Annotated in this window: 20 protein-coding genes; 15 read left to right on the top strand and 5 right to left on the bottom strand. The window is 66.6% G+C overall.

Translation table 11 applies throughout. The features are described 5' to 3' along the window. Nucleotides 1–205, top strand: a 205-nt coding sequence (locus BMW87_RS35400; protein ID WP_218149792.1) for a hypothetical protein, incomplete at its 5' end; no start/stop codon positions are given. Here BMW87_RS35400 and BMW87_RS31385 read toward each other — a convergent pair. The 3 genes from BMW87_RS31385 to BMW87_RS31380 form a co-directional block, all read right to left on the bottom strand. Then, nucleotides 180–2,045, bottom strand: a complete 1,866-nt coding sequence (locus BMW87_RS31385) for a phosphoenolpyruvate carboxykinase (GTP) (RefSeq protein WP_093081811.1) — start codon at nt 2,043–2,045, stop codon at nt 180–182. The two genes, BMW87_RS35400 and BMW87_RS31385, sit on opposite strands and share 26 nt — an antisense overlap. 153 nt (nt 2,046–2,198) lie before the next feature. Beyond that, the gene (locus BMW87_RS35235; protein ID WP_177142503.1) at nt 2,199–2,351 is read right to left on the bottom strand and encodes a hypothetical protein; all 153 of its coding nucleotides are present in this window, start codon (nt 2,349–2,351) and stop codon (nt 2,199–2,201) included. Nucleotides 2,352–2,470: 119 nt separating this feature from the next. After that, on the bottom strand, nt 2,471–3,670 hold the full coding sequence (locus tag BMW87_RS31380) for a threonine ammonia-lyase (protein ID WP_176929023.1): 1,200 nt from the start codon (nt 3,668–3,670) through the stop codon (nt 2,471–2,473). Between the two features lie 121 nt (nt 3,671–3,791). On the opposite strand from BMW87_RS31380, the gene BMW87_RS31375 reads away from it, so the two are divergent. The 5 genes from BMW87_RS31375 (at nt 3,792) to BMW87_RS31355 (ending at nt 11,126) form a co-directional block, all read left to right on the top strand. Further along, nucleotides 3,792–6,116, top strand: coding sequence for an ATP-binding protein (locus BMW87_RS31375; RefSeq protein WP_093081809.1), 2,325 nt, complete (start codon nt 3,792–3,794; stop codon nt 6,114–6,116). Nucleotides 6,117–6,180: 64 nt separating this feature from the next. Then, nucleotides 6,181–7,809 (top strand): S41 family peptidase, encoded by a 1,629-nt coding sequence (locus BMW87_RS31370; protein WP_093081806.1) that lies wholly within the window; start codon nt 6,181–6,183, stop codon nt 7,807–7,809. A gap of 170 nt (nt 7,810–7,979) precedes the next feature. Next, the gene (locus tag BMW87_RS31365; RefSeq protein ID WP_093081804.1) at nt 7,980–9,173 is read left to right on the top strand and encodes a nucleoside hydrolase; all 1,194 of its coding nucleotides are present in this window, start codon (nt 7,980–7,982) and stop codon (nt 9,171–9,173) included. A gap of 55 nt (nt 9,174–9,228) precedes the next feature. Continuing rightward, nucleotides 9,229–10,137, top strand: coding sequence for an amidohydrolase family protein (locus tag BMW87_RS31360; protein WP_093081801.1), 909 nt, complete (start codon nt 9,229–9,231; stop codon nt 10,135–10,137). Then, nucleotides 10,134–11,126, top strand: a complete 993-nt coding sequence (locus BMW87_RS31355; RefSeq protein ID WP_093081798.1) for a tripartite tricarboxylate transporter substrate binding protein — start codon at nt 10,134–10,136, stop codon at nt 11,124–11,126. Before BMW87_RS31360 ends, BMW87_RS31355 begins: the two co-directional genes overlap by 4 nt. 12 nt (nt 11,127–11,138) lie before the next feature. Here BMW87_RS31355 and BMW87_RS31350 read toward each other — a convergent pair whose 3' ends face one another. Next, nucleotides 11,139–12,020 carry a LysR family transcriptional regulator gene (locus BMW87_RS31350; protein WP_093081796.1) on the bottom strand — a complete coding sequence of 294 codons (882 nt, stop codon included), beginning with the start codon at nt 12,018–12,020 and terminating at the stop codon, nt 11,139–11,141. Between the two features lie 28 nt (nt 12,021–12,048). Then, a complete protein-coding gene (gene recQ, locus BMW87_RS31345) occupies nt 12,049–13,941 on the bottom strand; it encodes a DNA helicase RecQ (RefSeq protein WP_093081793.1) in 1,893 nt (630 codons plus the stop codon). 290 nt (nt 13,942–14,231) lie between these two features. Between recQ and BMW87_RS31340 the strand changes: the two genes are divergently transcribed. The 9 genes from BMW87_RS31340 to BMW87_RS31300 all read left to right on the top strand — a co-directional run bounded on the left by BMW87_RS31340 (nt 14,232) and on the right by BMW87_RS31300 (nt 23,486). Continuing rightward, nucleotides 14,232–15,206, top strand: a complete 975-nt coding sequence (locus BMW87_RS31340; RefSeq protein ID WP_093081791.1) for an ABC transporter substrate-binding protein — start codon at nt 14,232–14,234, stop codon at nt 15,204–15,206. A gap of 13 nt (nt 15,207–15,219) precedes the next feature. Continuing rightward, nucleotides 15,220–16,074: an ABC transporter permease gene (locus BMW87_RS31335; protein WP_093059309.1), complete on the top strand. Its 855-nt coding sequence runs from the start codon at nt 15,220–15,222 to the stop codon at nt 16,072–16,074. After that, nucleotides 16,059–16,856 (top strand): ABC transporter ATP-binding protein, encoded by a 798-nt coding sequence (locus BMW87_RS31330; protein ID WP_093059229.1) that lies wholly within the window; start codon nt 16,059–16,061, stop codon nt 16,854–16,856. Before BMW87_RS31335 ends, BMW87_RS31330 begins: the two co-directional genes overlap by 16 nt. Nucleotides 16,857–16,864: 8 nt before the next feature. Beyond that, nucleotides 16,865–17,602 carry a histidine utilization repressor gene (gene hutC / locus BMW87_RS31325; protein WP_093081817.1) on the top strand — a complete coding sequence of 246 codons (738 nt, stop codon included), beginning with the start codon at nt 16,865–16,867 and terminating at the stop codon, nt 17,600–17,602. Nucleotides 17,603–17,662: 60 nt separating this feature from the next. Continuing rightward, the gene (gene hutH, locus BMW87_RS31320; RefSeq protein ID WP_093081788.1) at nt 17,663–19,222 is read left to right on the top strand and encodes a histidine ammonia-lyase; all 1,560 of its coding nucleotides are present in this window, start codon (nt 17,663–17,665) and stop codon (nt 19,220–19,222) included. A 28-nt stretch (nt 19,223–19,250) separates the two neighbouring features. Next, on the top strand, nt 19,251–20,978 hold the full coding sequence (gene hutU, locus BMW87_RS31315; protein WP_093081786.1) for a urocanate hydratase: 1,728 nt from the start codon (nt 19,251–19,253) through the stop codon (nt 20,976–20,978). Then, nucleotides 20,978–21,829, top strand: a complete 852-nt coding sequence (locus tag BMW87_RS31310; protein WP_093059235.1) for a phytanoyl-CoA dioxygenase family protein — start codon at nt 20,978–20,980, stop codon at nt 21,827–21,829. Before hutU ends, BMW87_RS31310 begins: the two co-directional genes overlap by 1 nt. Nucleotides 21,830–21,951: 122 nt before the next feature. After that, nucleotides 21,952–22,686, top strand: coding sequence for an IclR family transcriptional regulator (locus BMW87_RS31305; protein ID WP_093081783.1), 735 nt, complete (start codon nt 21,952–21,954; stop codon nt 22,684–22,686). Nucleotides 22,687–22,733: 47 nt separating this feature from the next. Continuing rightward, nucleotides 22,734–23,486, top strand: a complete 753-nt coding sequence (locus tag BMW87_RS31300) for a transporter substrate-binding domain-containing protein (RefSeq protein ID WP_093081781.1) — start codon at nt 22,734–22,736, stop codon at nt 23,484–23,486. Nucleotides 23,487–23,489: the final 3 nt, after the last annotated feature.

Genomic DNA, 23,489 nt, shown 5'->3' with positions numbered 1-23,489 from the left:
CGATGATAGTGCGGGTTCCCGTGTGAAAGTAGGTCATCGTCAGGCTCTTACAGCCCAGAAACCCCCAGTCAGAAATGACTGGGGGTTTTTGCTTTTGGAATTTGCAAATATTCAAATGCGCAGAAACAAAAAAAGCCCAATGAATCCATCGGGCTTTTTTATTGGCGCAACCAGTGTGATTAGGCCGCCAGGCGCTGCTCAATAGCAGCCTTGGTTTCCGGCAATTCCGTCGGCAGATGGTGCTCCAACTGCTTGAACAGTTCCGCGTGCAGCTTCAACTCCGCTTGCCAGGCTGCCTTGTCAATACTGGTCACAGTGGCGAATTGTTCGGCGCTGAAGTTCAAGCCCGTCCAGTTCAGATCCTCATAGCGCGGGCTCACACCGGTGATGTGTTCCACACCTTCCGTCTTGTTGCCTTCGACGCGGTCGATCATCCACTTCAGCACGCGCATGTTCTCGCCGTAGCCTGGCCAGACAAACTTGCCGTCGGCACCCTTGCGGAACCAGTTGGTCGTGTAGATCTTCGGCAGCTTGGCGCCCGAGGCTTCCAGCTTCTTGCCGAGATTGAGCCAGTGCTGGAAATAGTCGCTCATGTTGTAGCCCATGAACGGCAGCATCGCGAACGGATCGCGGCGCACCACGCCTTGCTGGCCGGCGGCGGCGGCAGTGGTCTCTGAACCCATGGTCGCAGCCATATAGACGCCTTCAACCCAATTGCGGGCTTCGGTCACCAGCGGCACGGTGGTCGAGCGACGACCGCCGAAGATGAAGGCGTCGATCGCCACGCCCTTCGGGTCGTCCCAAGCATCGTCGAGCGCGGGATTGTTCGTGGCCGCCACGGTAAAACGGGAGTTCGGGTGAGCAGCCTTGGCGCCGGTTTCCCTGGCGATCTGCGGCGTCCAGTCATTGCCTTGCCAGTCGGTCAGATGCTCGGGTAGCGTCTTGGTGTCCTGCTCCATCCCTTCCCACCAGACGTCGCCGTCATCGGTCAGTGCCACATTCGTGAAGATCACGTCGTGGTGCAGGCTGTCCATGCAGTTTGGATTGGTCAGCATGTTGGTGCCGGGCGCCACGCCGAAGTAACCCGCTTCAGGATTGATGGCGTACAGGCGGCCGTCCTTGCCGGGCTTGATCCAGGCGATGTCGTCGCCGATGGTCGTGACCTTCCAGCCTTCGAAGCCGGCAGGCGGCACCAGCATCGAGAAGTTGGTCTTGCCGCAAGCGCTGGGGAACGCAGCCGCCACGTGGTACTTCTTGCCTTCGGGACTTGTCACGCCCAGGATGAGCATGTGCTCGGCCAGCCAGCCTTCATCGCGGCCCATGTTGGAAGCGATGCGAAGCGCGAAGCACTTCTTGCCCAGCAGTGCGTTGCCGCCGTAGCCCGAGCCGTAGCTCCAGATCTCGCGCGTCTCGGGGTAGTGAACGATGTACTTGGTCTTGTTGCAGGGCCAGACCACGTCTTTCTGGCCGGCTTCGAGCGGCGCACCCACGGTGTGCACGCAAGGCACGAAGTCGCCGTCGGCGCCCAGCACCTCGTACACGGCCTTGCCCATGCGGGTCATGATGCGCATGTTGACGGCCACATAAGGCGAGTCGGAGAGCTCGATGCCAATGTGGGCAATCGGCGAGCCCAGCGGGCCCATGCTGAACGGCACGACGTACATCGTGCGGCCCTTCATGCAGCCGTCGAACAGGGGCTGCAGCGTCGCCCGCATTTCAGCCGGTGCCATCCAGTTGTTGGTGGGGCCGGCGTTTTCCTTTTCCGCGGAGCAGATGAAGGTGCGGTCTTCGACGCGCGCCACGTCGCTCGGGTCGGACACCGCGAGGAACGAATTGGGGCGCTTGGCGGGGTTGAGCTTTTTGAAGGTGCCGGCGTCGACCAGTTGCTGGCAGAGGCGGTCGTATTCTTCCTTGCTCCCGTCGCACCAGTGGATGGCCTCGGGTTTGCACAGCGCGGCCATGTCGGCCACCCAGGCAATCAGTTTCGCGTTCTTGACGTATGAGGGCGCCTGAATATTGAGGCCCTGCATCGTGGGTGCGTTCATCGGAAAATCTCCTAAGTTGAAAAATCGTCTTTCCGAACGGGGCGCTGTGCCTGCTCAGGCACGGAGGTCCGTTTGAGAAAACGTTTCGCTTCGGGAGATTGCGTCAGTGCGGGCCGCACCGCCCGCAGACAAAGGCGACAGTGCCTGTCAGCGTCAGGCCAAGAAGACCGCGATCGATGCCAGAAGCAGCATCAGCACGCCGCCGGCCAGCGGAAGCACCAATGGCATCAGGTGAACGACCGATTCGACGGCGTCTTTTTCGACAGCGGCAGCGTGGCTCGGCTCTACGGGAGTAGGGTTGGACATCGGGAAATTCCTCGAAGGCTCAATTGACAAACTGATGGCATTTTACCGGCGGGTAGCCCAGGGCCGGTCTAGGGGGATGCGAGCCCCTGAATCAGGCTTGCCGGGGTTGATCTTGCGGCTCAATGCTGCTCTTCGGCTTCGAAGCCCGCGTCCTTCAATGCGGCCAGCACGCTGGCCAGATGGGCCCGCCCGCGCGTCTGCAGCACCAGCTCGACGTCGACGTTCTGCGCCGCCAGCATCGTGAAGGCCCGTTGATGGTGAACCTCGTCGACGTTAGCGCCCGCTTCGGCCACAGTGGCCGTAATCTGGGCCAGCGAGCCCGGCACATCGCGTGCGCTTACACGCACTCGGGCCAGCCGCCCAGCCCGCACCATGCCCCGCTCGATGATGGCCGCTAGCAGCAGTGGATCGATGTTGCCGCCCGACAGAACCAGCCCCACGCGCTTGCCCTTGAAGCGTTCGGGGTGCCGAATCAGCGCCGCCAGCCCCGCCGCGCCCGCGCCTTCGACCAGCGTCTTTTCGATTTCGAGCAGCATCAGCACGCCTTGCTCGATGTCGCCTTCGTCCACCAGCAGCAGGTCGTCGACCTTGCTCGCGATGATTTCCTGCGTCAGCACACCGGGCGTGCCGACCGCAATGCCTTCGGCGATCGTGCTCTTGCCCTGCACGTGATGCGTGCCCTTGATGGCGTTGACCATCGCCGGAAAGCGCGTGGTTTGCACTCCGACGATCTCGATGCCCGGCTTGCGCTCGCGCGCGGCGACCGCCATGCCCGCGATCAGCCCGCCGCCGCCCACCGCCACTACCAGCGTGTCAAGGTCGGGTACGGCGTCGAGCATCTCGAGCGCCACCGTGCCCTGGCCCGCGATGATCGCCTCGTCGTCGTAGGGATGCACGAAGGTCAGCCCTTCGCGCTGTGCAAGCTCGAAAGCGTGGGTTCGCGCCGCCTCCAGCGTGTCGCCGTGCAGCACCACCTCGGCGCCGAAGCCGCGCGTGCGTTCGATCTTCACACCAGGAGTGAAGCGCGGCATCACGATCAGTGCGCGCAATCCGAGGCGCTGCGCGTGATAGGCCACACCCTGCGCATGGTTGCCGGCAGACATGGCGATCACTCCGCGTGTACCGTTCTGGGAAAGATCGACCAGCTTGTTGCACGCCCCCCGCTCCTTGAACGAGGATGTGAACTGCAGGTTCTCGAATTTCAGGAACACCTGAGCGCCGACGATTTCCGACAGGGTGCGTGACTCGACACACGGCGTGTTGAGCACCTGGCCTTGCAGGCGCGCCGCGGCGCGCTCGATTTCCTGGATTCCGATCATGGCGCGCATTGTGGCTGGAATCGCACCATCAGGGTTTTTCCTGTTTACTGGTCTTCCCGAAGCTAAAAGTCTGCGTTATGGTCGCTCCGAGATTGAGATTGTCCTCGTTGGAGGTTGCCTGATGGCCAAGCGTGCGGGTGTCGATGTAGTGGCTGCTGCGGTACGCGGGCAGGCATTGCCGTCGCCCGGCCTCAAGGAGGCGCCGGTGCTCGAGCTCATGTGCTCGCACTTCGTGCTCACGCTCGCGGCCAAGCAGGGGCCGCGCTTCAATGTGCGGCGCGATATCAACGGCCTCCTGTCGCTCACGGGGCGGCACCTGGTGTGGCCCGCGGCGGTGCTGCAGCGGCTGCGCGAATTCCTTGGACGCCGCTGTGCGGGCAACGAAGCATGGAAGGGCGTCGAAGACTTCGACGGCCGCACGCTGCTGGAGCGCCACGGCGTGTGGCGCGGCCCGTATGAAGAGGGCACGCTCTTCTTCTACCTCGACGAATACGCCAAGGACCAGCCGAAGGACCTGCTCTCGGTGCTGGCCGTCACGCGCGACTGGCTCACGCACGCACTGCGCAAGCAGTCGACTCTGGTCGAGAAGAACATCGACGCGCTCGCGGGCCTGCTGCAGCTCAACAAGGCCGAGCGCGCGCTGCTGCTCTACGGCACGCTTGCGCGCTACCAGCGTGACCTGCGCTCGCTGCTGGTCGAGTTCAAGGTCAACAACGCACCCGAGGCCTATGCGGCCATCGCCGACATCGCGGGCGTTAACGCAAGCGAAGTGGGCGAGGCGCTGCGCGCGGGCTCGCGGCTCGAACGCATCGGCCTTGTCGAGAACCTCATCTCCGAGCACAACATCACCGACCTCGCAGATCTCATGAAGGTCAGCGAGAAGCTGCCGCCCGTGCTCATGCGCGAATACCGCGATCACAACGAGTTGATGGCCGTGTTCACGCGGCCTTCGGCCAAGAGCGCACTCACGCCGCACGACTTCTCCTTCGTGCAGGAAGACGCGCAGATGCTCGTCACTCTGCTGCGAGCGGCGGTCGCGCGCAAGGAGCCAGGCGTCAACGTGCTGCTCTACGGCCCCCCGGGCACCGGCAAGACCGAGCTGGCCAAGGTCGTCGCGCAGGCCGCCGGACTCGAGCTTTTCGAAGTCGAATACGCGGACCGCGACGGCAACTCGCTCAGCGGCCGCGACCGCTACCGCTCGCTGCAGATCGCGCAGGTGTTCCTCAAGGGCAGCGCGCAGGCCGCACTGCTGTTCGACGAAGTCGAAGACGTCTTCCCGCCCATCAGCACCGAGGCCGCACAGTTCATGGCGCGCGCCGAGCAGATTCCGGCACCCACCAGTGGCAGCGTCAGCGGCAAGGCCTGGGTCAACCAGATCCTCGAAGCCAACCCCGTGCCCACGCTGTGGGTCACCAACCGCATCGAGCAGATCGACCCGGCCTTCCGCCGCCGCTTCGCCTATCACCTCGAGCTCAAGTCGCCGCCGCCCGGCGCGCGCGAGCAGCTCGTGAAGAAAACGCTCGAGGGCGTGGTCGTGTCCGAGGCCTTCACTGCCAAGCTGGCCGAGCGCAAGGGACTCACGCCCGCGCAGATCCGCACGGCAGTGCGTTTCGCAGGGCTCGCGCGAACCGACGACGCATCGATGGAAGCGCTCATCGAGCGCCAGCTGCGCAACGCCGACCTGGCTCTGGGTACGCTCGACAGCGGCCGCGGCGAGCGCCGCAGCGTCACCACCTACGACCTCGACATGCTCAACGTCGAGACCCGCTTCGAGATCCCGCGCATCGTCGAAGCATTGAAGGCGCGCGGCCACGGCACGCTGTGCTTCTACGGCGCACCAGGCACCGGCAAGACCGCGCTGGCCGAACACATCGCCAAGGCCGTCGGCCGCCCGCTCATCGTCAAGCAGGCCAGCGACCTGATGAGCAAGTACGTCGGCGAAACCGAGCAGAACATGGCCGCCATGTTCCGCGAGGCCGAGAATGAAAAGGCCGTGCTGCTGCTCGACGAGGCCGACAGCTTCCTGCAGGACCGGCGCGGCGCGCAGCGCACCTACGAGGTCACCGAGGTCAACGAGATGCTGCAGGGCATGGAGCGCTTCAACGGCGTCTTCATCTGCACCACCAACCTGCTCGACCGGCTCGACCAGGCAGCGCTGCGGCGCTTCACCTTCAAGATCAAGTTCATGCCGCTCACCGCCACGCAGCGGGAGCGCATGTTCATCACCGAGGCGCTCGCCGGCGACGCCGCACTCATGACGAGCGCCATGCGCTCGCGGCTGGCACCGCTGACACAGCTGTGCCCGGGGGATTTCGCGGCGGTGAAACGACAGGTCGATATCCTCGCGGCGGAGTTTTCCGCGATCGAGTTTCTCGACCAGCTCGAAGCCGAGCACCGCATCAAGCCTGAAGTGCGCGAATCGCGCGGCATGGGCTTCCTGCAGTAGCCGGCTTCATTGGCAGCAGCCGGACGAAGAAGACGGTGCTGTGAGGAAGAACAAGGAGGAACACATGGGCTCTCGCAAGGTCGAAGACGCGCGGCAACTGCCGCCTCCTGGCACATGGGCTGCAGCAGCAAGCGCTGCGCTCGCCGTGGCCTGCCTGCTGGCGGGCTGTGGGGGCGGCGGTGGTGGAGGCGGGGGTGGTGGTTTGCCGATCGGCTTGGTGCCCGGCACCACGACACCGCCGCCCGCCAGTGGCGGTGACGGTGGCAACGGCATCGTCGCCTCGGCCACGGTCGCCGGCCTGTGCGCCGCGCCGCGCAGCGGCATCAACCCCGACACCGGCACGGCCTACCCCGACCACAGCGGCACACTCGACAACGAGAAAAGCTGGGTGCGCGGCTGGATCGACGAAACCTACCTCTGGTACGGCGAGGTGCCGACCACCCTCAAGGCCGCCGACTACGCCACGCCGATCACCTGGTTCAACGTGCTCAAGACCACGGCCACCACGAACTCGGGCCGCGCCAAGGACCGCTTTCACTTCACGTACGACACCGAGGTGTACCGCCAGCTGTCGCAGGGCGGCGTGTCGGCCGGCTACGGCATGGAAACGGCGTCGGTGCGCAGTTCTCCGCCGCGCGACATCCGCATCGCCTTCGTCGAGCCGAATTCGCCCGCCACCACGGCGGGCCTGCAGCGCGGCGCGAAAATCCTCACGATCGACGGCATCAATGTCGTCAGCAGCACAGGCACCGCCAACGTCAACGCGATCAACGCGGCCCTGTCGCCCAAGGCCATTGGCGAATCGCACACCTTCACCTTCGAGGTGGGCGGCACGGCGCAGCCTGCCGTGCAGCTGACGGCGGCCAAGATCACCAGCACGCCGGTGCAGAACGTCCGGGTCATCGACACCGGCAGCGGCCGCGTCGGCTACCTGCTGTTCAACGACCACATCACGACCTCCGAGGCGCAGCTCATCTCCGCGGTGAACACCTTCAAGCAGGGCGCCGGCATCCAGGACCTCGTGCTCGACATGCGCTACAACGGCGGCGGCCAGCTGCTCATTGCCAGCCGGCTGGCCTACATGATCTCGTCGCCGTCAGTGACCGCGGGCAAGACCTTCGAGCAACTTGCCTTCAACGACAAGAACCCCTTCCACCTGACAGTCGCGCAGACTCTCACGCCCTTCACCGCCACCAGCCGCAGCGGTCAGGCCCTGCCTACGCTCGGCCTCTCGCGCGTCACCGTGCTGACCGGCCCAGACACCTGCTCGGCGAGCGAGTCTGTCGTCAACAGCCTTCGGGGCGTGGGCGTCACCGTCAACCTTGTCGGCGGCACCACCTGCGGCAAGCCCTACGGCTTCTACCCGCAGGACAACTGCGGCACCACCTACTTCGCGATCCAGTTCAAGGGCGTGAACCAGCAGGGCTACGGCGACTACGGCGACGGCTTCACGCCCAACCCCGGCTGCACCGTGGCCGACGACTTCAGCCATCAGCTTGGCGATAAAGACGAGGCGCGGCTGTCCGCGGCGCTCACGCTGCGCAGCACCGGCGCCTGCCCGGCCGGGTCGGCCAAGTCCGCCGCCTCGGGCCTGGAGAAGACAGAGCAGGCCGACGTGGAGCAACCCTATATGCCGGGCCGCTCGCCGCTGCGCGAGAACCGCCTGATCGACCCCCAGCCCAACCCGGGCTGACCCCTCTCCCCGCTCCCGCGGAAAACCCCTAGGCCATGGTGCTTGCCACACCCGTGGCTCGCCATTTAGAGTTAGCAAACGTTTGCGCAAAGCTTTGCGCAAACGTTTGTATTTCAGTGGTATTCGGTGTCGAAGCCTGAAAACCAAATTCCTAGTTTCAGGAGAAGAAGATGCGCAAATGGATCGGGGCAATGCTCTTCGCCGTCATCACGGTGTTGGCGGGCTGCGGCGGAGGTGGCGATGGAGGCGGCGGCATCGGCCTCGGTCCGGGCTTCGGTGGCGGCGGATCGGGCGGCTCCACCAGCGCGCAGAAGATCATCATCGACAGCGACTACAACACCATGAGCGACGACGGCCAGCTCGGCGTCATGGCCGCGCAGCTGCAGGCCACGGGCCAGGTGCAGGTCATGGGCATCAGCGTGGTCTCGGGCAACCAGTGGCTCAAGCAGGGCGTGTCCGACGCGCTGATGTCGGTGGAGCGGCTCGGCGTGGGCGGCAACATCGGCATCTACGTGGGTGCGAACTACGCGCTCAACCACACCTTCGCCGACGTGGAAGCCGAAATGGCCGCCGGCGCAGGCGGCGACGGCTACCTCGGCGCCTGGGGCGGCCCCGAACCCAAGACCGACGCCGACCTCAAGCCCTCGCCCGACGGCTTCGCCCAGCACACCGTGGTGCAGCGCAAGAGCGCGGTCGACTTCATCGTCGACACCGTGAAGGCCAACCCGAACGAGATCACCATCCTCGCCATTGGCCCGCTCACCAACATCGCGCTCGCGGTGAAGCAGAACCCAGAGATCGTTCCGCTCATCAAGAAGATCATCTACATGGGCGGCGCCATCGACGTGCCGGGCAACACCACCAAGGCTGCCGAGTTCAACTGGTGGTTCGACCCCGACGCCGCGCAGTTCGTGGTGCGGCTGCCCATTCCGCAGGTGGTGGTGCCGCTGGACGTGACCGACACCGTCTTCCTCACCAAGCCCATCTACGACCGCATCGCGCATGCCGCCAAGCCCACGGCCGTGACCGACGTGTTCCAGAAGCTCAACGGCTACGGCTTCGACGGCAAGAACGGCTTCGAGACCAACCCGAACTACACGCAGAACATCTGGGACACCCTCACGCTGGCCTACCTCATCGACCCGAGCTACGCCACGCAGACCGTGGACCGCTACGTCGACGTGATCGCTAAGCCCGGTGCCGCCAACAACGGCCAGTCCATCGGCTACACCTCGCAGCCTGCGGGAGCGACGCTGCAGAAGATGACGGTGGTGAAGAAGTTCGACAACGCGCGCTTCTTCGAGCTGTACGTCGACCTGCTGACGCGGCCGGTGCCGATCACGCTGCCCCCGACAGCGAACTGAGCGCCATAAGCCGCGCTTATCCAAACGCAACCGGGAGACACGTTCCCAACAGGCATTGCTCTTCGGATACTCGCCCACGTCCGCAGCCCCGCGGACGCACAACGAATCCGACAGAGACAACGCAGTGCCCCTCTCCACCATCACCGCTATCGACAGCCACGCCCATGTGTTCGTGCGCGGCCTGCCCCTGGCGGAGATGCGCCGGCATGCGCCCGACTACGACGCCACGCTGGCTGAGTACCTCGCCTTGCTCGATGCGCACGGCGTCTCGCACGGCGTGCTGGTGCAGCCCAGCTTCCTCGGTACCGACAACCGCTTCCTGATTGATGCGCTGCGCGCCAGCCCCGCTCGCCTGCGCGGTGTCGCGGTGGTCGATCCGCGGGTGGACGACGCCACGCTGCAGGCGATGGCCGACGCCGGCGTCGTCGGCATCCGCCTCAACATCGTGGGCATGCCGCTGCCCGACTTCTTGCGGCCGGACTGGCAGCGGCTTTTCGCCCGCGTGCATGCGCTGGGCTGGCATGTGGAGCTGCATCGCGAATCGCGCGACCTGCCGCTGGCCGCACGGGCCGTGCTCGACGCCGGATGCGCGCTGGTCGTGGACCACTTCGGCCGCCCCGCGTCGGCGCCTGCCATCGCTGACGAAGGCTTCGCCTGGCTGCTTGCCGCCGCGGCCTGCGAACGCATCTGGGTCAAGCTGTCGGCCGCCTACCGGAACTGGCCCGTGGCCACCGCAGCCACGGCCGCGCACGACGCCGCACAGGCACTGCTGAAGTCCTTCGGCCCCGAACGCCTCGTGTGGGGCAGCGACTGGCCGCACACGCAGCACCGCGAGATCGCCGATTTCGCCACCGCACACGCGGCTCTGGCCGACTGGGTGCCCGACGCCGCTGTGCGCCGCCGCATCCTGGTCGACACGCCGGCCCGCTTGTTCAAGTTCAATACAGGAGACATCGACCAATGACCAACGAAATCTCTCGCGCGCGCCTGCTGCGCGCCATTCCCCTTGCCCTCGCGGGCGCGGCCCTGCTGATGGGCGGCGTCAGCGCGCAGGCCCAGGCGTGGCCGGCCAAGCCCGTGCGGCTGGTCGTGAGCTATCCGCCCGGCGGCACGGTCGACGCCGTGGCGCGCATCGTTGCGCCCAAGCTGTCGGCGAAGCTGGGTCAGCCGGTGGTGATCGACAACCGCGGCGGTGCCGGCGGCGCCATCGGAGGCGACTTGGTCGCCAAGAGTTCGCCCGACGGCTACACCGTGCTGCTCGACGCCTCCAATCACGCGCAGAACCCCGCGCTGCGCAAGATGCCCTTCGACACGCTGCGCGAACTGGCGCCGGTGTCCCTGCTGGTGAAGGTGCCCAACGTGCTGGTGGTGAATCCGTCGGCACCGATGAAGAACGTGGCCGACCTGATCGCGCAGGCCAAGGCGAAGCCGGGCGGCATCAACTACGCCTCGTCGGGCAACGGCTCGGCGCAGCATCTGGCGGGCGAACTGTTCGCCTCGATGGCTGGCGTCCAGATGACGCACGTGGCCTACAAGGGCGGCGGCCCCGCGCTAACCGACGTGATGTCGGGGCACGTGCCTGTGTTCTTTGCCAGCATGGCTTCGAGCCTGCCCTTCATCCAGAGCGGCAAGCTGCGCGCGCTGGCGGTGACCGGCAAGGCGCATGCGCCCGCCTTGCCTCAGTTGCCCACGGTGGCGCAGGCCGGCCTGCCCGGCTACGAGGTCTACGAATGGAATGCGGTGTTCGTGCCGGCCGGCACGCCCGCGCCGGTGGTGGAGCGGCTTTCGAAGGAACTGGCGGCCACGCTCAAGGACCCGGAGGTGCGCGGCCGGCTCGAAGCATTGGGCGCCGAGGTGATCGGCTCCAGCCCCGCCGAGCTCGACGGCTTCCGCCGTGCCGAGATCACCAAGTGGACCAAGCTCGCCAAGGACAACAAGATCCAGATGGATTGATCGGGCCGTGCCTCAGCCGCGCAGCATGGCGGCGAAGGTGTCCGCGAAGGTCGGCCGCGAGCGCGCCAGCCACAGAGCCGAAAGCTCGAAGGCCGGCAGCCCCGCGCCATCGCGCACTTCGGCATAGCGCACGCCCTCGTGCTGCAGTGCGCGCACCGAGCGCGGCAGCAGCGACCAGCCCAGCCCCGCAGCCACGCAGGCCAGCACCGTCAGCGTGCGGTTGGCGTCCTGCACCACGCGCGTCTCGTGGCCGGCGCGGCGCAGCGCGCCCAGCAGCTGCGCGCGCAGGGCGGGTATCTGCTGCTCCGGAAACCACACCAGCCCGTGCCGCGCGATGTCGGCGAGCGACACGCAGCCGTCGTCGTCCAGTGGCCAGGCGGCGGGCAGCGCGGCGATCATCGGCTCCTCGCCCAGCCGCAGCTCGTGCACCCGGGCCGTGACTGACACCGGCGGATGCAGCAGCGCGATGTCGATGCGGCCGCCTTCCAGCGCCGCCACCTGCTCGGCATTGCTCATCTCGCGCAGCACCACGTCGAGCTGCGGATGCTCGACGCGCAGCTGGCGCAGCGCGTTCGGCAGCACCTGGTAGACCGCATGCGTCACGAAGCCGATCGTGAGCCGGCCTGCGCGTCCGGCGCCTATCGCGCGGGCGCGCTCTGCGGCCGTGTCGCCATAGGCAAGGCTGGCGCGCAGGTCGTCGATGACGGCCAGGCCCGCGTCGGTGAGCGTGGCCCCGCGGCGCGAGCGCGTGAAGAGCGGTGTGCCGAGCTCCTTTTCGAGCCGGTTCAGCGTCTGCGTGAGCGCTGGCTGCGCCAGGCCCAGCCGCTCGGCCGCCTTCGTGAGGCTGCCCGCCTCGGCGATCGCGACCACGCAGCGCATCTGGCGGGTGTCCAATGCGGTTCCCCTCGAAGATGCTCCGGCGTCAGAACGCTTCGCAGACGCGAAGCACCTCGCTGCCGTAGGCCTCGAGCTTCTTGGTGCCAATGCCGCTGATGCCCTGCAGGTCTTCGAGCGTCGCGGGCGCGCGCTCGGCAATGGCTGCCAGCGTGGCGTCGTGGAAGATCACGTAGGCCGGCAGGTTGTGCTCCTTCGCCACCTCGGCGCGCCAGGCCTTGAGCGCATCGAAGCGCTTCTTGCCCATGTCGTCGAGCTTGGCAGCAGCCGGCGAGGGTGCGCCCTTGGCGACCTTCTCGCGCCGGGGCTTGCGCTCGGCCGGTGACGAAACCGACTCGCGCAGCGTCACGCTCGCCTCGCCCTTGAGCACCGCGCGCGAGCCTTCCGTGAGCTTCAGCGTGTTGAACGCCTCCGCGTCCACCGCCAGCGCACCGGTGGCAATCAGCTGGCGCAGCACGCCGCGCAGCGCCACCTCGCTGAACTCCGCGCCAATGCCGAAGGTGCTCACGCGCTCATGGCCGAACTGCTTGACCTTCTCGGTCGGCTTGCCGCGCAGGATGTCCATGATGTGCCCTGCGCCGAAGCTGATGCCGCTCAACTGCTGCACGCGGTAGATGGTGCTCAGCAGCTTGCGCGCGGCATCGGTGCCGTCCCACACCTGCGGCGGGTTCAGGCAGTTGTCGCAGTTGCCGCAGGGCGTGCTCTTCTCGCCGAAGTAGCCCAGGAGGCGCACGCGGCGGCAGTCGCTGGCTTCGGCCAGCGAGAGCAGCGCATCGAGCTTGCCGCGCATCACCTGCTTGAACTCTTCGCCGGCGGGGCTCTCGTCGATCATGCGGCGCTGGTTCACCACGTCCTGCAGGCCGTAGGCCATCCAGGCATCGGCGGGGCCGCCGTCGCGGCCCGCGCGGCCGGTTTCCTGGTAGTAGCCCTCGATGTTCTTCGGCATGTCGAGGTGGCCGACAAAACGCACGTCGGGTTTGTCGATGCCCATGCCGAAGGCGATGGTCGCGACCATCACGATGCCTTCCTCGCGCAGGAAGCGGTCCTGGTGCTTCTGTCGCACCGCCGCATCGAGGCCCGCGTGGTACGGCAGGGCATTGATGCCCGCGTCGCGCAGCGTCACGGCCACGTCTTCCACCCGCTTGCGCGACTGGCAATAGACCACGCCCGCATCGCCTTCGTGTTCGCGCTCGATGAAGCGCAGCAGCTGCGTGGTGGCGTCTTTCTTCTCGACGATGGTGTAGCGGATGTTCGGCCGGTCGAAGCTGGAGACGAACTGGCGCGCGTCCTCCAGCTGCAGCCGCTCGACGATGTCGGCGCGCGTCAGGTCGTCGGCCGTGGCTGTGAGCGCGATGCGCGGCACGCCCGCGTAGCGCTCGTGCAGCACAGTCAGCGCGCGATACTCGGGGCGGAAGTCGTGGCCCCACTGGCTCACGCAATGCGCCTCGTCGATGGCGAAGAGAGAAAGCTTGCCGCGCTCCTTCAGCGAATCGAGCTGCGACAGAAAGCGCGGCGTGTTCACGCGCTCGGGCGCCGCGTACAGCAGCGTGATCTCGCCGCGCAGCATGCGGCGCTCCACGTCCTGCGTCTGCTCCCAATCGAGCGTCGAGTTGAGAAAGGCCGCGCTCACCCCGGCCTCGTGCAGCGCGCCCACCTGGTCGTGCATCAGTGCGATCAGCGGCGACACCACGATTGCCACGCCGCGCCCCGCACGCTGCCGCGCGATGGCGGGAATCTGATAGCACAGCGACTTGCCGCCACCCGTGGGCATCAGCACCAGCGCATCGCCGCCGCCCACCACGTGATCGACGATGTCCTGCTGGGCCCCCCGGAACTTCGCATAGCCGAAGACCTCGTGGAGGATGTCGGAAGGGGCGCTGCTGCCGGAGACGTCGATGGGGTGGGGAGCGAGGGAGGACACAGGCAGCGGTGGGGAGGTCGGAAAGGGGGCAAAGAGGGCGGGCCGTCGATTGTCCCCCAGCCCCGTCGATATGACTGTGGCACGAGGTTTGCGATGGTCATCCCCGTCCCGCGGCCTCCCTTGTCTAGACAGCAAAGAGGTGCATTTCCCAAGGAAGTGCACCAAAAATGACCTTTCGGGTTATCCTGTATATACAAGTTGGGGCGCTTGGCAACAATGCGAGGCGTGCGTTACCCGGCCATCGGGCCCGCCGCCGAGCCTTTTCCAAAGAAACAGACCCAGGAGTACCCATGGTCAAGAAGACGGTAGTTGTGAAGTTCGCCTCGCTGGTTGCAGTGGGCGCATGTGCAGCGGGCATGGCCGGAACGGCCGCCGCCCAGGACATGACGAAGATTGCGCTCGGCATGTCGGGCTGGACCGGCTTCGCGCCGCTCTCGCTGGCCGACAAGGCCGGCATCTTCAAGAAGAACGGGCTCGACGTCGAACTCAAGATGATCCCGCAGAAGGACCGCCACCTGGCCCTCGCTTCCGGTGCCATTCAGTGCGCGGCCACCACGGTCGAGACGCACGTGGCCTGGAACGCCAACGGCGTGCCCATCGTGCAGATCTTCCAGATGGACAAGTCCTACGGCGCCGACGGCCTCGCGGTGCGCGGCGACATCACCAAGTTCTCCGACCTCAAGGGCAAGACCATCGGCGTCGACGCCCCCGGCACCGCGCCTTACTTCGGCCTGGCCTGGATGCTCAACAAGAACGGCATGACGCTGAAGGACGTGAAGACGACCACGCTGTCGCCGCAGGCCTCGGCCCAGGCCTTCGTGGCCGGCCAGAACGACGCCGCCATGACTTACGAGCCGTACCTCTCGACCGTGCGCGCCAACCCCGCCGCCGGCAAGATCCTGGCCACCACGCTCGACTACCCGATGGTGATGGACACCGTCGGCTGCGCGCCCACCTGGCTCAAGGCCAACGCCAAGGCCGCCGCCGCGCTCACCAAGTCGTACTTCGAGGCGCTCGACATGATCAAGGCCGAGCCGGAGAAGTCGAATGAGCTCATGGGCTCCGCCGTGAAGCAGAGCGGCGAGCAGTTCGCCAAGTCGTCGGCCTTCCTGCGCTGGCAGGACAAGGCCGCCAACCAGAAGTTCTTCGCGGGCGAACTCACCAGCTTCATGAAAGAGGCCGCGCCCATCCTTCTGGAAGCCGGCGTGATCCGCAAGGCGCCTGAAGATTTCACCGCGACCTTCGATGCAAGCTTCGTCAAGTAAGACCATGTCGCAAATGCCGTCCGCCGCGGTGGCCGCGGCGCCTGCCCCCAGGCCCGCAGCGGCGCCGGTCGTCGCGCCTGCGCGCCGCCGCGCGTTCGCACCGCTCGAACCCATCGGCACGCGTGCGCGTGTGCTGCTGGGGCTCGCGTTCTTCGTCGTCTTCGTGCTGGTGTGGGCCATTGCCACGCTCGGCGGCTTCGTGCCGCCGACCTTCCTCGCGAGCCCGCCGACCATGGTCAAGGAGGGCTGGCTGCTCTTCACCGAGTACGGCTTCATCGGCGACATCGGCATGACTGTGTGGCGCGTGTTCGGCGGCTTCCTGCTGGCGGCGGTGTTCGCTGTGCCGCTGGGCATTGCCATGGGCACCTGGAAGACCGTCGAGGCCTTCTTCGAGCCCTTTGTCTCGTTCTGCCGCTACCTGCCGGCCTCGGCCTTCATTCCGCTGCTGATCCTGTGGGCGGGCCTGGGCGAAATGCAGAAGCTGCTGGTGATCTTCATCGGCTCGTTCTTTCAGATCGTGCTGATGGTGGCCGTTACCGTCGGCGGCGCGCGGCGCGACCTCGTCGAGGCCGCCTACACGCTGGGCGCCAACAGCCGCGGCATCGTGGCGCGCGTGCTCATTCCGGGCGCCGCGCCGGGCATTGCTGAAACGCTGCGCCTCGTGCTGGGCTGGGCGTGGACGTACGTGATCGTGGCGGAGCTGATCGGCTCTTCGTCGGGCATCGGCCACATGATCACCGACAGCCAGGCGCTCTTGAACACCGGCCAGATCATCTTCGGGATCATCGTGATCGGCGTCATCGGGCTCCTTTCCGACTTCGCCTTCAAGGCGTTGAACCGCCGTCTGTTTGCATGGGCCGCACTGTGACGAAGAACCAACTTTCCATCCAGGGCGTGTCGCGCGTCTTCACCGGCACCAAGGGGCAACGCACGCAAGCGCTGCAGCCCATCGACTTCGAGGTGAAGGAAAACGACTTCGTCACCATCCTCGGCCCCTCGGGCTGCGGCAAGTCGACGCTGCTGCGCATCGTGGCGGGGCTCGACTTTCCGACCACCGGCCAGGTGCTGCTCGACGGCGAGCGCATCGATGGCCCGGGCGCCGACCGCGGCGTGGTGTTCCAGAGCTACACGCTGTTCCCGTGGCTCACGGTGGCGCAGAACATCCGCTTCGGCCTGCGCGAGCGCGGCATGAGCGAGGCTGACCAGAAGGAGCGCAGCGAGTTCTTCATCGCCAAGGTAGGCCTGCGCGGTTTCGAGAACCACTTTCCGAAGCAGCTCTCGGGCGGCATGCAGCAGCGCACGGCCATTGCGCGCGCGTTGGCCAACGACCCCAAGATGCTGCTGCTCGACGAGCCCTTCGGCGCGCTCGACAACCAGACCCGCGTGCTGATGCAGGAGCTGCTGCTCGGCATCTGGGAGTCGGCGCAGAAGACGGTGCTGTTCGTCACGCACGACATCGACGAGGCGATCTTCATGGCCAACCGCGTGGCGGTGTTCAGCGCGCGGCCGGGGCGCATCAAGACCGAGATCGCGGTCGACTTTCCGCATCCGCGCAGCTACACCATCAAGACCTCGCCGGAGTTCATGGACATCAAGGCGCGCCTGACGGAAGAAATTCGCGCCGAGTCGATGGCGGCGGCGGAGCATTGACCGAAACGATGAAACGCGACCTGCCGACCCTCGCGCTCTACGCGCAAGTCAAGGACCACATCTCCCGCAAGATCCAGGACGGCACGTGGCCGCCCGGCCACCGCCTGCCTTCGGAGCACGAGCTGGTGGCGCAGTTCGGCATGGCGCGCATGACGGTGAACCGCGCGCTGCGCGAGCTGGTGGAGCAGGGCCGCATCGTGCGCGTGGCCGGCGTCGGCAGCTTCGTGGCCGAGAACAAGCCGCAGTCCACGCTGCTGCAGATCGCCAACATCGCCAGCGAAATCCGCCAGCGCGGGCACGACTACCGCTGCGAAATGATCGAGGTCGAGCGCATCGCCGCCTCGCCAGACGTGGCTGCGTGGCTCGACCTGCGCGCGGGCGACTCGGTGTTCCACAGCGCCTGCCTGCACCTGGAGAACGAAACACCGGTGCAGCTCGAAGAGCGCTACGTCAACCCGCAGGTCGTGCCCGACTACCTCGAGCAGGACTTCACCGCCATGCCGCCCAGCGAATACCTGGTGCGCAACGTGCCCTTCGACCAGATCGAACACGTCGTCGATGCCGTGCTGCCCAACCTGGAACAGGCGCAGAGGCTCGCGATGGCGCCCACCGACCCCTGCCTGCTGCTGACGCGCCGCACGTGGATACGCAACACGCCCGTGACCTGGGTGCGCTGCCTGCATCCCGCTTCACGCTACAGCCTGGGCAGCCGTTTCAAAGCCGACGGCAACCCGAGCTTCGGCTAGTTTTTTTCGTCCTCAGAGACCTACGTTTTCTCTCGCAACTACTTGTATAGACAGGTTCACATGCCAAGCAATCACACCGCCACTCCAGATGCCACTTTGACCCTCATGCCCGGCAAGGTCGATCTAGCGATGCTGCGACGCATCCAGGCCGGCGGCGTGCAACTTGCGCTCGATCCGTCGGTGCGCGACGGCATGCTTCGCGCCGAAGCCGCCGTGCGCCACATCGTCGAGAACGACCAGGTCGTCTACGGCATCAACACCGGCTTCGGCAAGCTCGCCAGCACGCGTATCGGCAACGACCACCTGGCCGAGCTGCAGCGCAACCTGGTGCTGTCGCACAGCGTGGGCACGGGCGAGCCGCTGGCCGCGCCCGTCGTGCGCATGATCCTCGCGACCAAGGCCGTGAGCCTGGCGCGCGGCCATTCGGGCGTGCGGCCCGCGCTGGTCGATGCGCTGCTGGCCCTGTTCAACGCGGGCGTCACGCCGAGCATTCCGTGCAAGGGCTCGGTCGGCGCTTCCGGCGACCTCGCGCCGCTCGCGCACATGGCCTGCGTGCTGATCGGCGAAGGCCAGGCGACCCTGGCCGATGGCAAGGTTGTCGGCGGCGCCGAGGCGATGCGCAGCATCGGCCTCGAACCCTTCGTGCTCGGCCCCAAGGAAGGCCTCGCGCTGCTCAACGGCACGCAGGTCTCGACCGCGCTCGCGCTCTTCGGCCTGTTCGGCGCGGAAGACGTGTTCGCCTCTTCGCTGATGTCGGGCGCGCTGTCGCTCGAAGCCATCCAGGGTTCGATCAAGCCTTTCGACGCACGCATCCACGCCGCGCGCGGCCAGCTCGGCCAGATTGCCGTGGCGGGCGCGGTGCGCACGCTGCTCGAAGGCAGCGAGATCGTTCCCTCGCACGCCGACTGCGGCCGCGTGCAAGACCCGTACTCGGTGCGCTGCATCCCGCAGGTGATGGGCGCCTGCCTCGACAACCTCGCGCACGCCGCGCGCGTGCTGGTCATCGAGGCCAATGCCGCGTCGGACAACCCGCTGGTGTTCTGCGACACCGGCGAGGTGATCTCGGGCGGCAACTTCCACGCCGAGCCCGTCGCCTTTGCAGCGGACATCATTGCGCTGGCCATCAGCGAAGTCGGCGCGATTGCCGAACGCCGCATCGCGTTGCTGCTCGACACGGGCCTGTCGGGCCTGCCGCCGTTCCTGGTGCGCGACGGTGGCCTCAACTCCGGTTTCATGATCGCGCAGGTAACGGCGGCGGCATTGGCTTCGGAAAACAAGTCGCTCGCGCACCCCGCCAGCGTCGACAGCCTGCCCACCTCGGCCAACCAGGAAGACCATGTGTCGATGGCCACCTTCGCGGGCCGACGCCTGGCCGACATGGTCAACAACACCGCGGTGGTGGTCGGCATCGAAGCCATGGCCGCGGCCCAAGGCATCGAGCTCAAGCGCAATCTCAAGAGCTCGCCGCTGGTGGAGGCCGAATTCGCCGTCATCCGCCAGAAGGTCGCTTTCCTCGAACGCGACCGCTACCTTGCCCCCGACATCGAAGCCATGCGCCAGTGGGCGCTGAAGGCCGAGCTGCCGGCCACGCTGCTCGACATCCTGCCCAGTCACTCGTAAAACACACCCCGATTAGGAGAACCACGCCATGAACGCTCCCGAGAAATTCGCCCTGAACAACCCCGATGCCGCCGACCCGCGCCATGACCCGACCCGCGTGATCCGCGCCCCGCGCGGCAGCGAGCTCAACTGCAAGAGCTGGCTCACCGAAGCCCCGTTCCGCATGCTGCAGAACAACCTAGACGCCGAGGTGGCCGAGCGCCCGCAAGACCTCGTGGTGTACGGCGGCATCGGCCGCGCCGCGCGCAACTGGGCCTGCTACGACCAGATCCTCGCGTCGCTGAAAGAGCTGAACGACGACGAGACGCTGCTCATCCAGTCGGGCAAGCCCGTCGGCGTGTTCAAGACGCACGAGAACGCACCGCGCGTGCTGCTGGCCAACTCCAACCTCGTGCCCAAGTGGGCCAACTGGGAGCACTTCAACGAGCTCGACCGCCAGGGCCTTTTCATGTACGGCCAGATGACGGCCGGCAGCTGGATCTACATCGGCAGCCAGGGCATCGTGCAGGGCACCTTCGAGACCTTCGTCGAAGCCGGCCGCCAGCACTACAACAACAGCCTCGCGGGCAAGTGGATCCTCACGGCCGGCCTGGGCGGCATGGGCGGCGCGCAGCCTCTCGCGGCCACGCTGGCCGGTGCCGTGTCGCTCAACATCGAATGCCAGCAGTCGAGCATCGACTTCCGCCTGCGCACGCGCTACGTCGACAAGCAGGCGCGCGACATCGACCATGCCTTCGAGCTCATCAAGCAGCATTGCGACGCAAAGGAAGCCGTGTCGATCGCGCTGCTCGGCAACGCGGCCGACATCCTGCCCGAGCTGGTGAAGCGCGCGAAGGCGGGCGGCCTGAAGCCTGACCTCGTGACCGACCAGACCTCCGCGCACGACCTCATCAACGGCTACCTGCCTTCGGGCTGGAGCGTGCCGCAATGGCAGGCCGCCATGAAAGACGTGTCGCAGCACGACGCGCTCAAGAAGGCCGCCGCCAAGTCGTGCGCCGTGCACGTGCAGGCCATGCTCGACTTCCAGGCCATGGGGATCCCCACGGTCGACTACGGCAACAACATCCGCCAGGTCGCGTTCGACGAAGGCGTGAAGAACGCATTCGACTTCCCGGGCTTCGTGCCGGCCTACATCCGCCCGCTGTTCTGCGAAGGCAAGGGCCCGTTCCGCTGGGTGGCGCTTTCGGGCGACCCGGAAGACATCTACAAGACCGATGCCAAGATCAAGGAGCTGTTCCCCGAGAACAAGCACACGCATCGCTGGCTCGACATGGCGCGCGAGCGCATCGCCTTCCAGGGCCTGCCGGCGCGCATCTGCTGGCTGGGCTTGGGCGAACGCCACATCGCGGGCCTGGCCTTCAACGAGATGGTGAAGAACGGCGAACTGAAGGCGCCCATCGTCATCGGCCGCGACCACCTCGACACCGGCTCGGTCGCCAGCCCCAATCGTGAGACCGAGGCCATGAAGGACGGCACCGATGCCGTGTCCGATTGGCCGCTGCTGAACGCGCTGCTCAACACGGCGGGCGGCGCCACCTGGGTCAGCCTGCATCACGGCGGCGGCGTGGGCATGGGTTACTCGCAGCATTCGGGCGTGGTGATCGTGTGCGACGGCACCGATGCCGCGGCCAAGCGCATCGAGCGCGTGCTCTTCAACGACCCGGCCACCGGCGTGATGCGCCATGCCGACGCGGGCTACGACATCGCCGTCGCCACCGCGAAGAAGCAGGGCCTGAAGCTGCCGATGGTGAAGTGATGGCGGGCGCGGTCCTTCCCGACGCCCGGGAGTTGCAGCGCCGCGTGCAGGCGCGCGTGGACGACGCGCTGGTCGCGCAGTTCCAGCGCGACGGCGCGGTCTGCATCCGCCAACTGCTCACGGCCGATGAACTGGCATTGCTGCGTGACGGCATCGAAGCCAACCTCGCCGCACCCAGCCCGCGCGCCAAGGTGGCGAGCCGGCCCGACGACCCGGGCCGCTTCTTCGAGGACTTCTGCAACTGGCAGGACATCGACGCCTTCCGCCGCTTCATCTTCGAAGCACCGCTCGCGCAACTGGCGCAACGGCTGATGGGCTCGCAGACCGTGCGGCTGTACCACGACCACTTGTTGGTCAAGGAGCCCGGCACGCGCCAGCGCACACCGTGGCACCAGGACCAGCCCTACTACAACATCGAGGGCGAGCAGAACGTCAGCATGTGGATTCCGGTCGATCCGGTGTCGCGCGCCGCCACGCTCGAGTTCGTGGCCGGCTCCCACAAGGGGCCGTGGCTGATGCCGCGCACCTTCATGGACAACCACGCCAAGTGGTTCCCCGAAGGCAGCCTGCAGGACCTGCCCGACATCGAGGGCGCGCGCGAGCGCTTCCCCATCGTCGGCTGGAACATCGAGCCCGGCGATTTCGTCTGCTTCCACATGCTCACGCTGCATGCGGCCGCCGGGGTCGAGGGGCCGAACCGGCGCCGCGTGTTCTCGGTGCGCTTCCTGGGCGACGACATCCGCCATGCGCCGCGCAGCTGGAAGACCTCGCCCGACTTCCCCGGGCTGGCCGACACGCTGCCAGCGGGCGCGCCCATGGACGACGCGCGCTTTCCGCTGCTGGTGGGTTAAGACGAAGGTAGAAAGAAAAAACGCGCTCATTCCCATCGAGTGGGAATCAAGGCTTGGAAGTGAGAACGGCGAGCAAGATACTGCACGCCGCATCCACTTTCGACCTCCAGCGATTGCCTCCGATGACGCCCCCGATTGAAGCTCCCGCCCACAACGACCGCGCGCTGTTCGTGCTGTCGGTGCTGGCGCAAAGCAAGGCGGCGATGACGGCGGCCGAGTTGGTGCAGGCCACCGGCCTGTCGCAGAGCACGCTGTACCGGCAGATCGCCACGCTGCGCCGCTGGGGCTTCGTGATGGAGTCCGAGGGCCGCTACTCACCGGGCCCGGTGAGCGTGCAGCTGGCCACCGGCTTCGACGGCAACTCCGACCTCGTGATGGCGGCGCGCGCCGACATGCGCGTGCTGGCCCAACAGACGCACGAGAGCGTGGCACTGGTCACGGCCGTGAACGAGCGCGTCGTGTGCCTGGAGATGATCGACAGCGAGCAGTCGCTGCGTTGTTCCTTCGATCGTGGCCGCAGCGTGCCGGCGCGCGACGGCGCCAGCGCCAAGTGCCTGCTGGCCCATATGCCGCTCGACCAGCGCGATGCCCTGCTCGACGGGCTCGGCGAAAGCCTCGAACGCCGCGCCGAGCGCGCCGCCGAACTCGATGCCATCCGCGAAGCCGGCCATGCCGTGACCCACGGCGAGGTCGATGCCGGCGTGTGGGGCGCGAGCGCGCCGGTGCTCGCCTCGGGGCGGCGCCTGCGCGGTGCGATCACGCTCATGGCGCCGCTCACGCGCGTCGAGGGCATGGAAGCTGCATTGCTCCACATGACCGTCGTCACGGCGGCCCGCATCTCTCGCGCCCTGCAGTAGTCGCGCGCTGCTTTTTTTCTTCTTTACTCCCACGGAAGCCTTTCACCATGAACACCCGTCGCTCCCTCGTCGCCGCCGCACTCTCCGGCCTCGCTCTCTTCGGTTTCGCCGGCGCTGCCCAGGCGCAGGGTGAGCCGCTGCGCGTGGCCACCGACGCCACCTTCCCGCCGATGGAGTTCGTGGAGAACGGCAAGCGCACCGGCTTCGACGTGGAGCTGGTCGAGGCCATCGGCAAGACGCTGGGCCGCAAGATCGAGTGGATCGACATCGACTTCAAGGGCCTCGTGCCGGGCCTGATCTCCAAGCGCTTCGACATGGCCGTCTCGGGCATCTACATCACCGACGAGCGCAAGAAGGTCGTCGACTTCACCGTGCCGTACTACGCGGGCGGCCTCGTGGTGATGGTGAAGGACGGCAACACCGCCATCAAGACGCCGGCCGACATCAACGGCAAGAAGGTCAGCGTGCAGGTGGGCACCAAGTCGGTGTCGTACACCAAGGAGAAATTCCCGCAGGTGCAGCTGATGGAAGTCGAGAAGAACCAGGAAATGTTCAACCTCGTCGACATCGGCCGTGCCGACGCCGCCGTGACCGGCAAGCCCGCCGCCTACCAGTACGTGCGCACGCGCGGCGGCCTGAAGGTGCTGCCCGAGCAGATCACCACCGAGGAATACGGCATGGCCATCCGCAAGGACACGCCGGAACTCACCAAAGCGGTGAACGGCGCCATCGAGAAGCTCAAGGCCGACGGCACCTACGACCAGATCGTGAAGAAGTGGTTCAGCGCCAACGCTAAGTAAGCG

Source organism: Variovorax sp. OV084, from assembly GCF_900111625.1.
Lineage (GTDB): Bacteria > Pseudomonadota > Gammaproteobacteria > Burkholderiales > Burkholderiaceae_C > Variovorax.
This window is presented reverse-complemented; position numbering and strand designations above follow the sequence as displayed.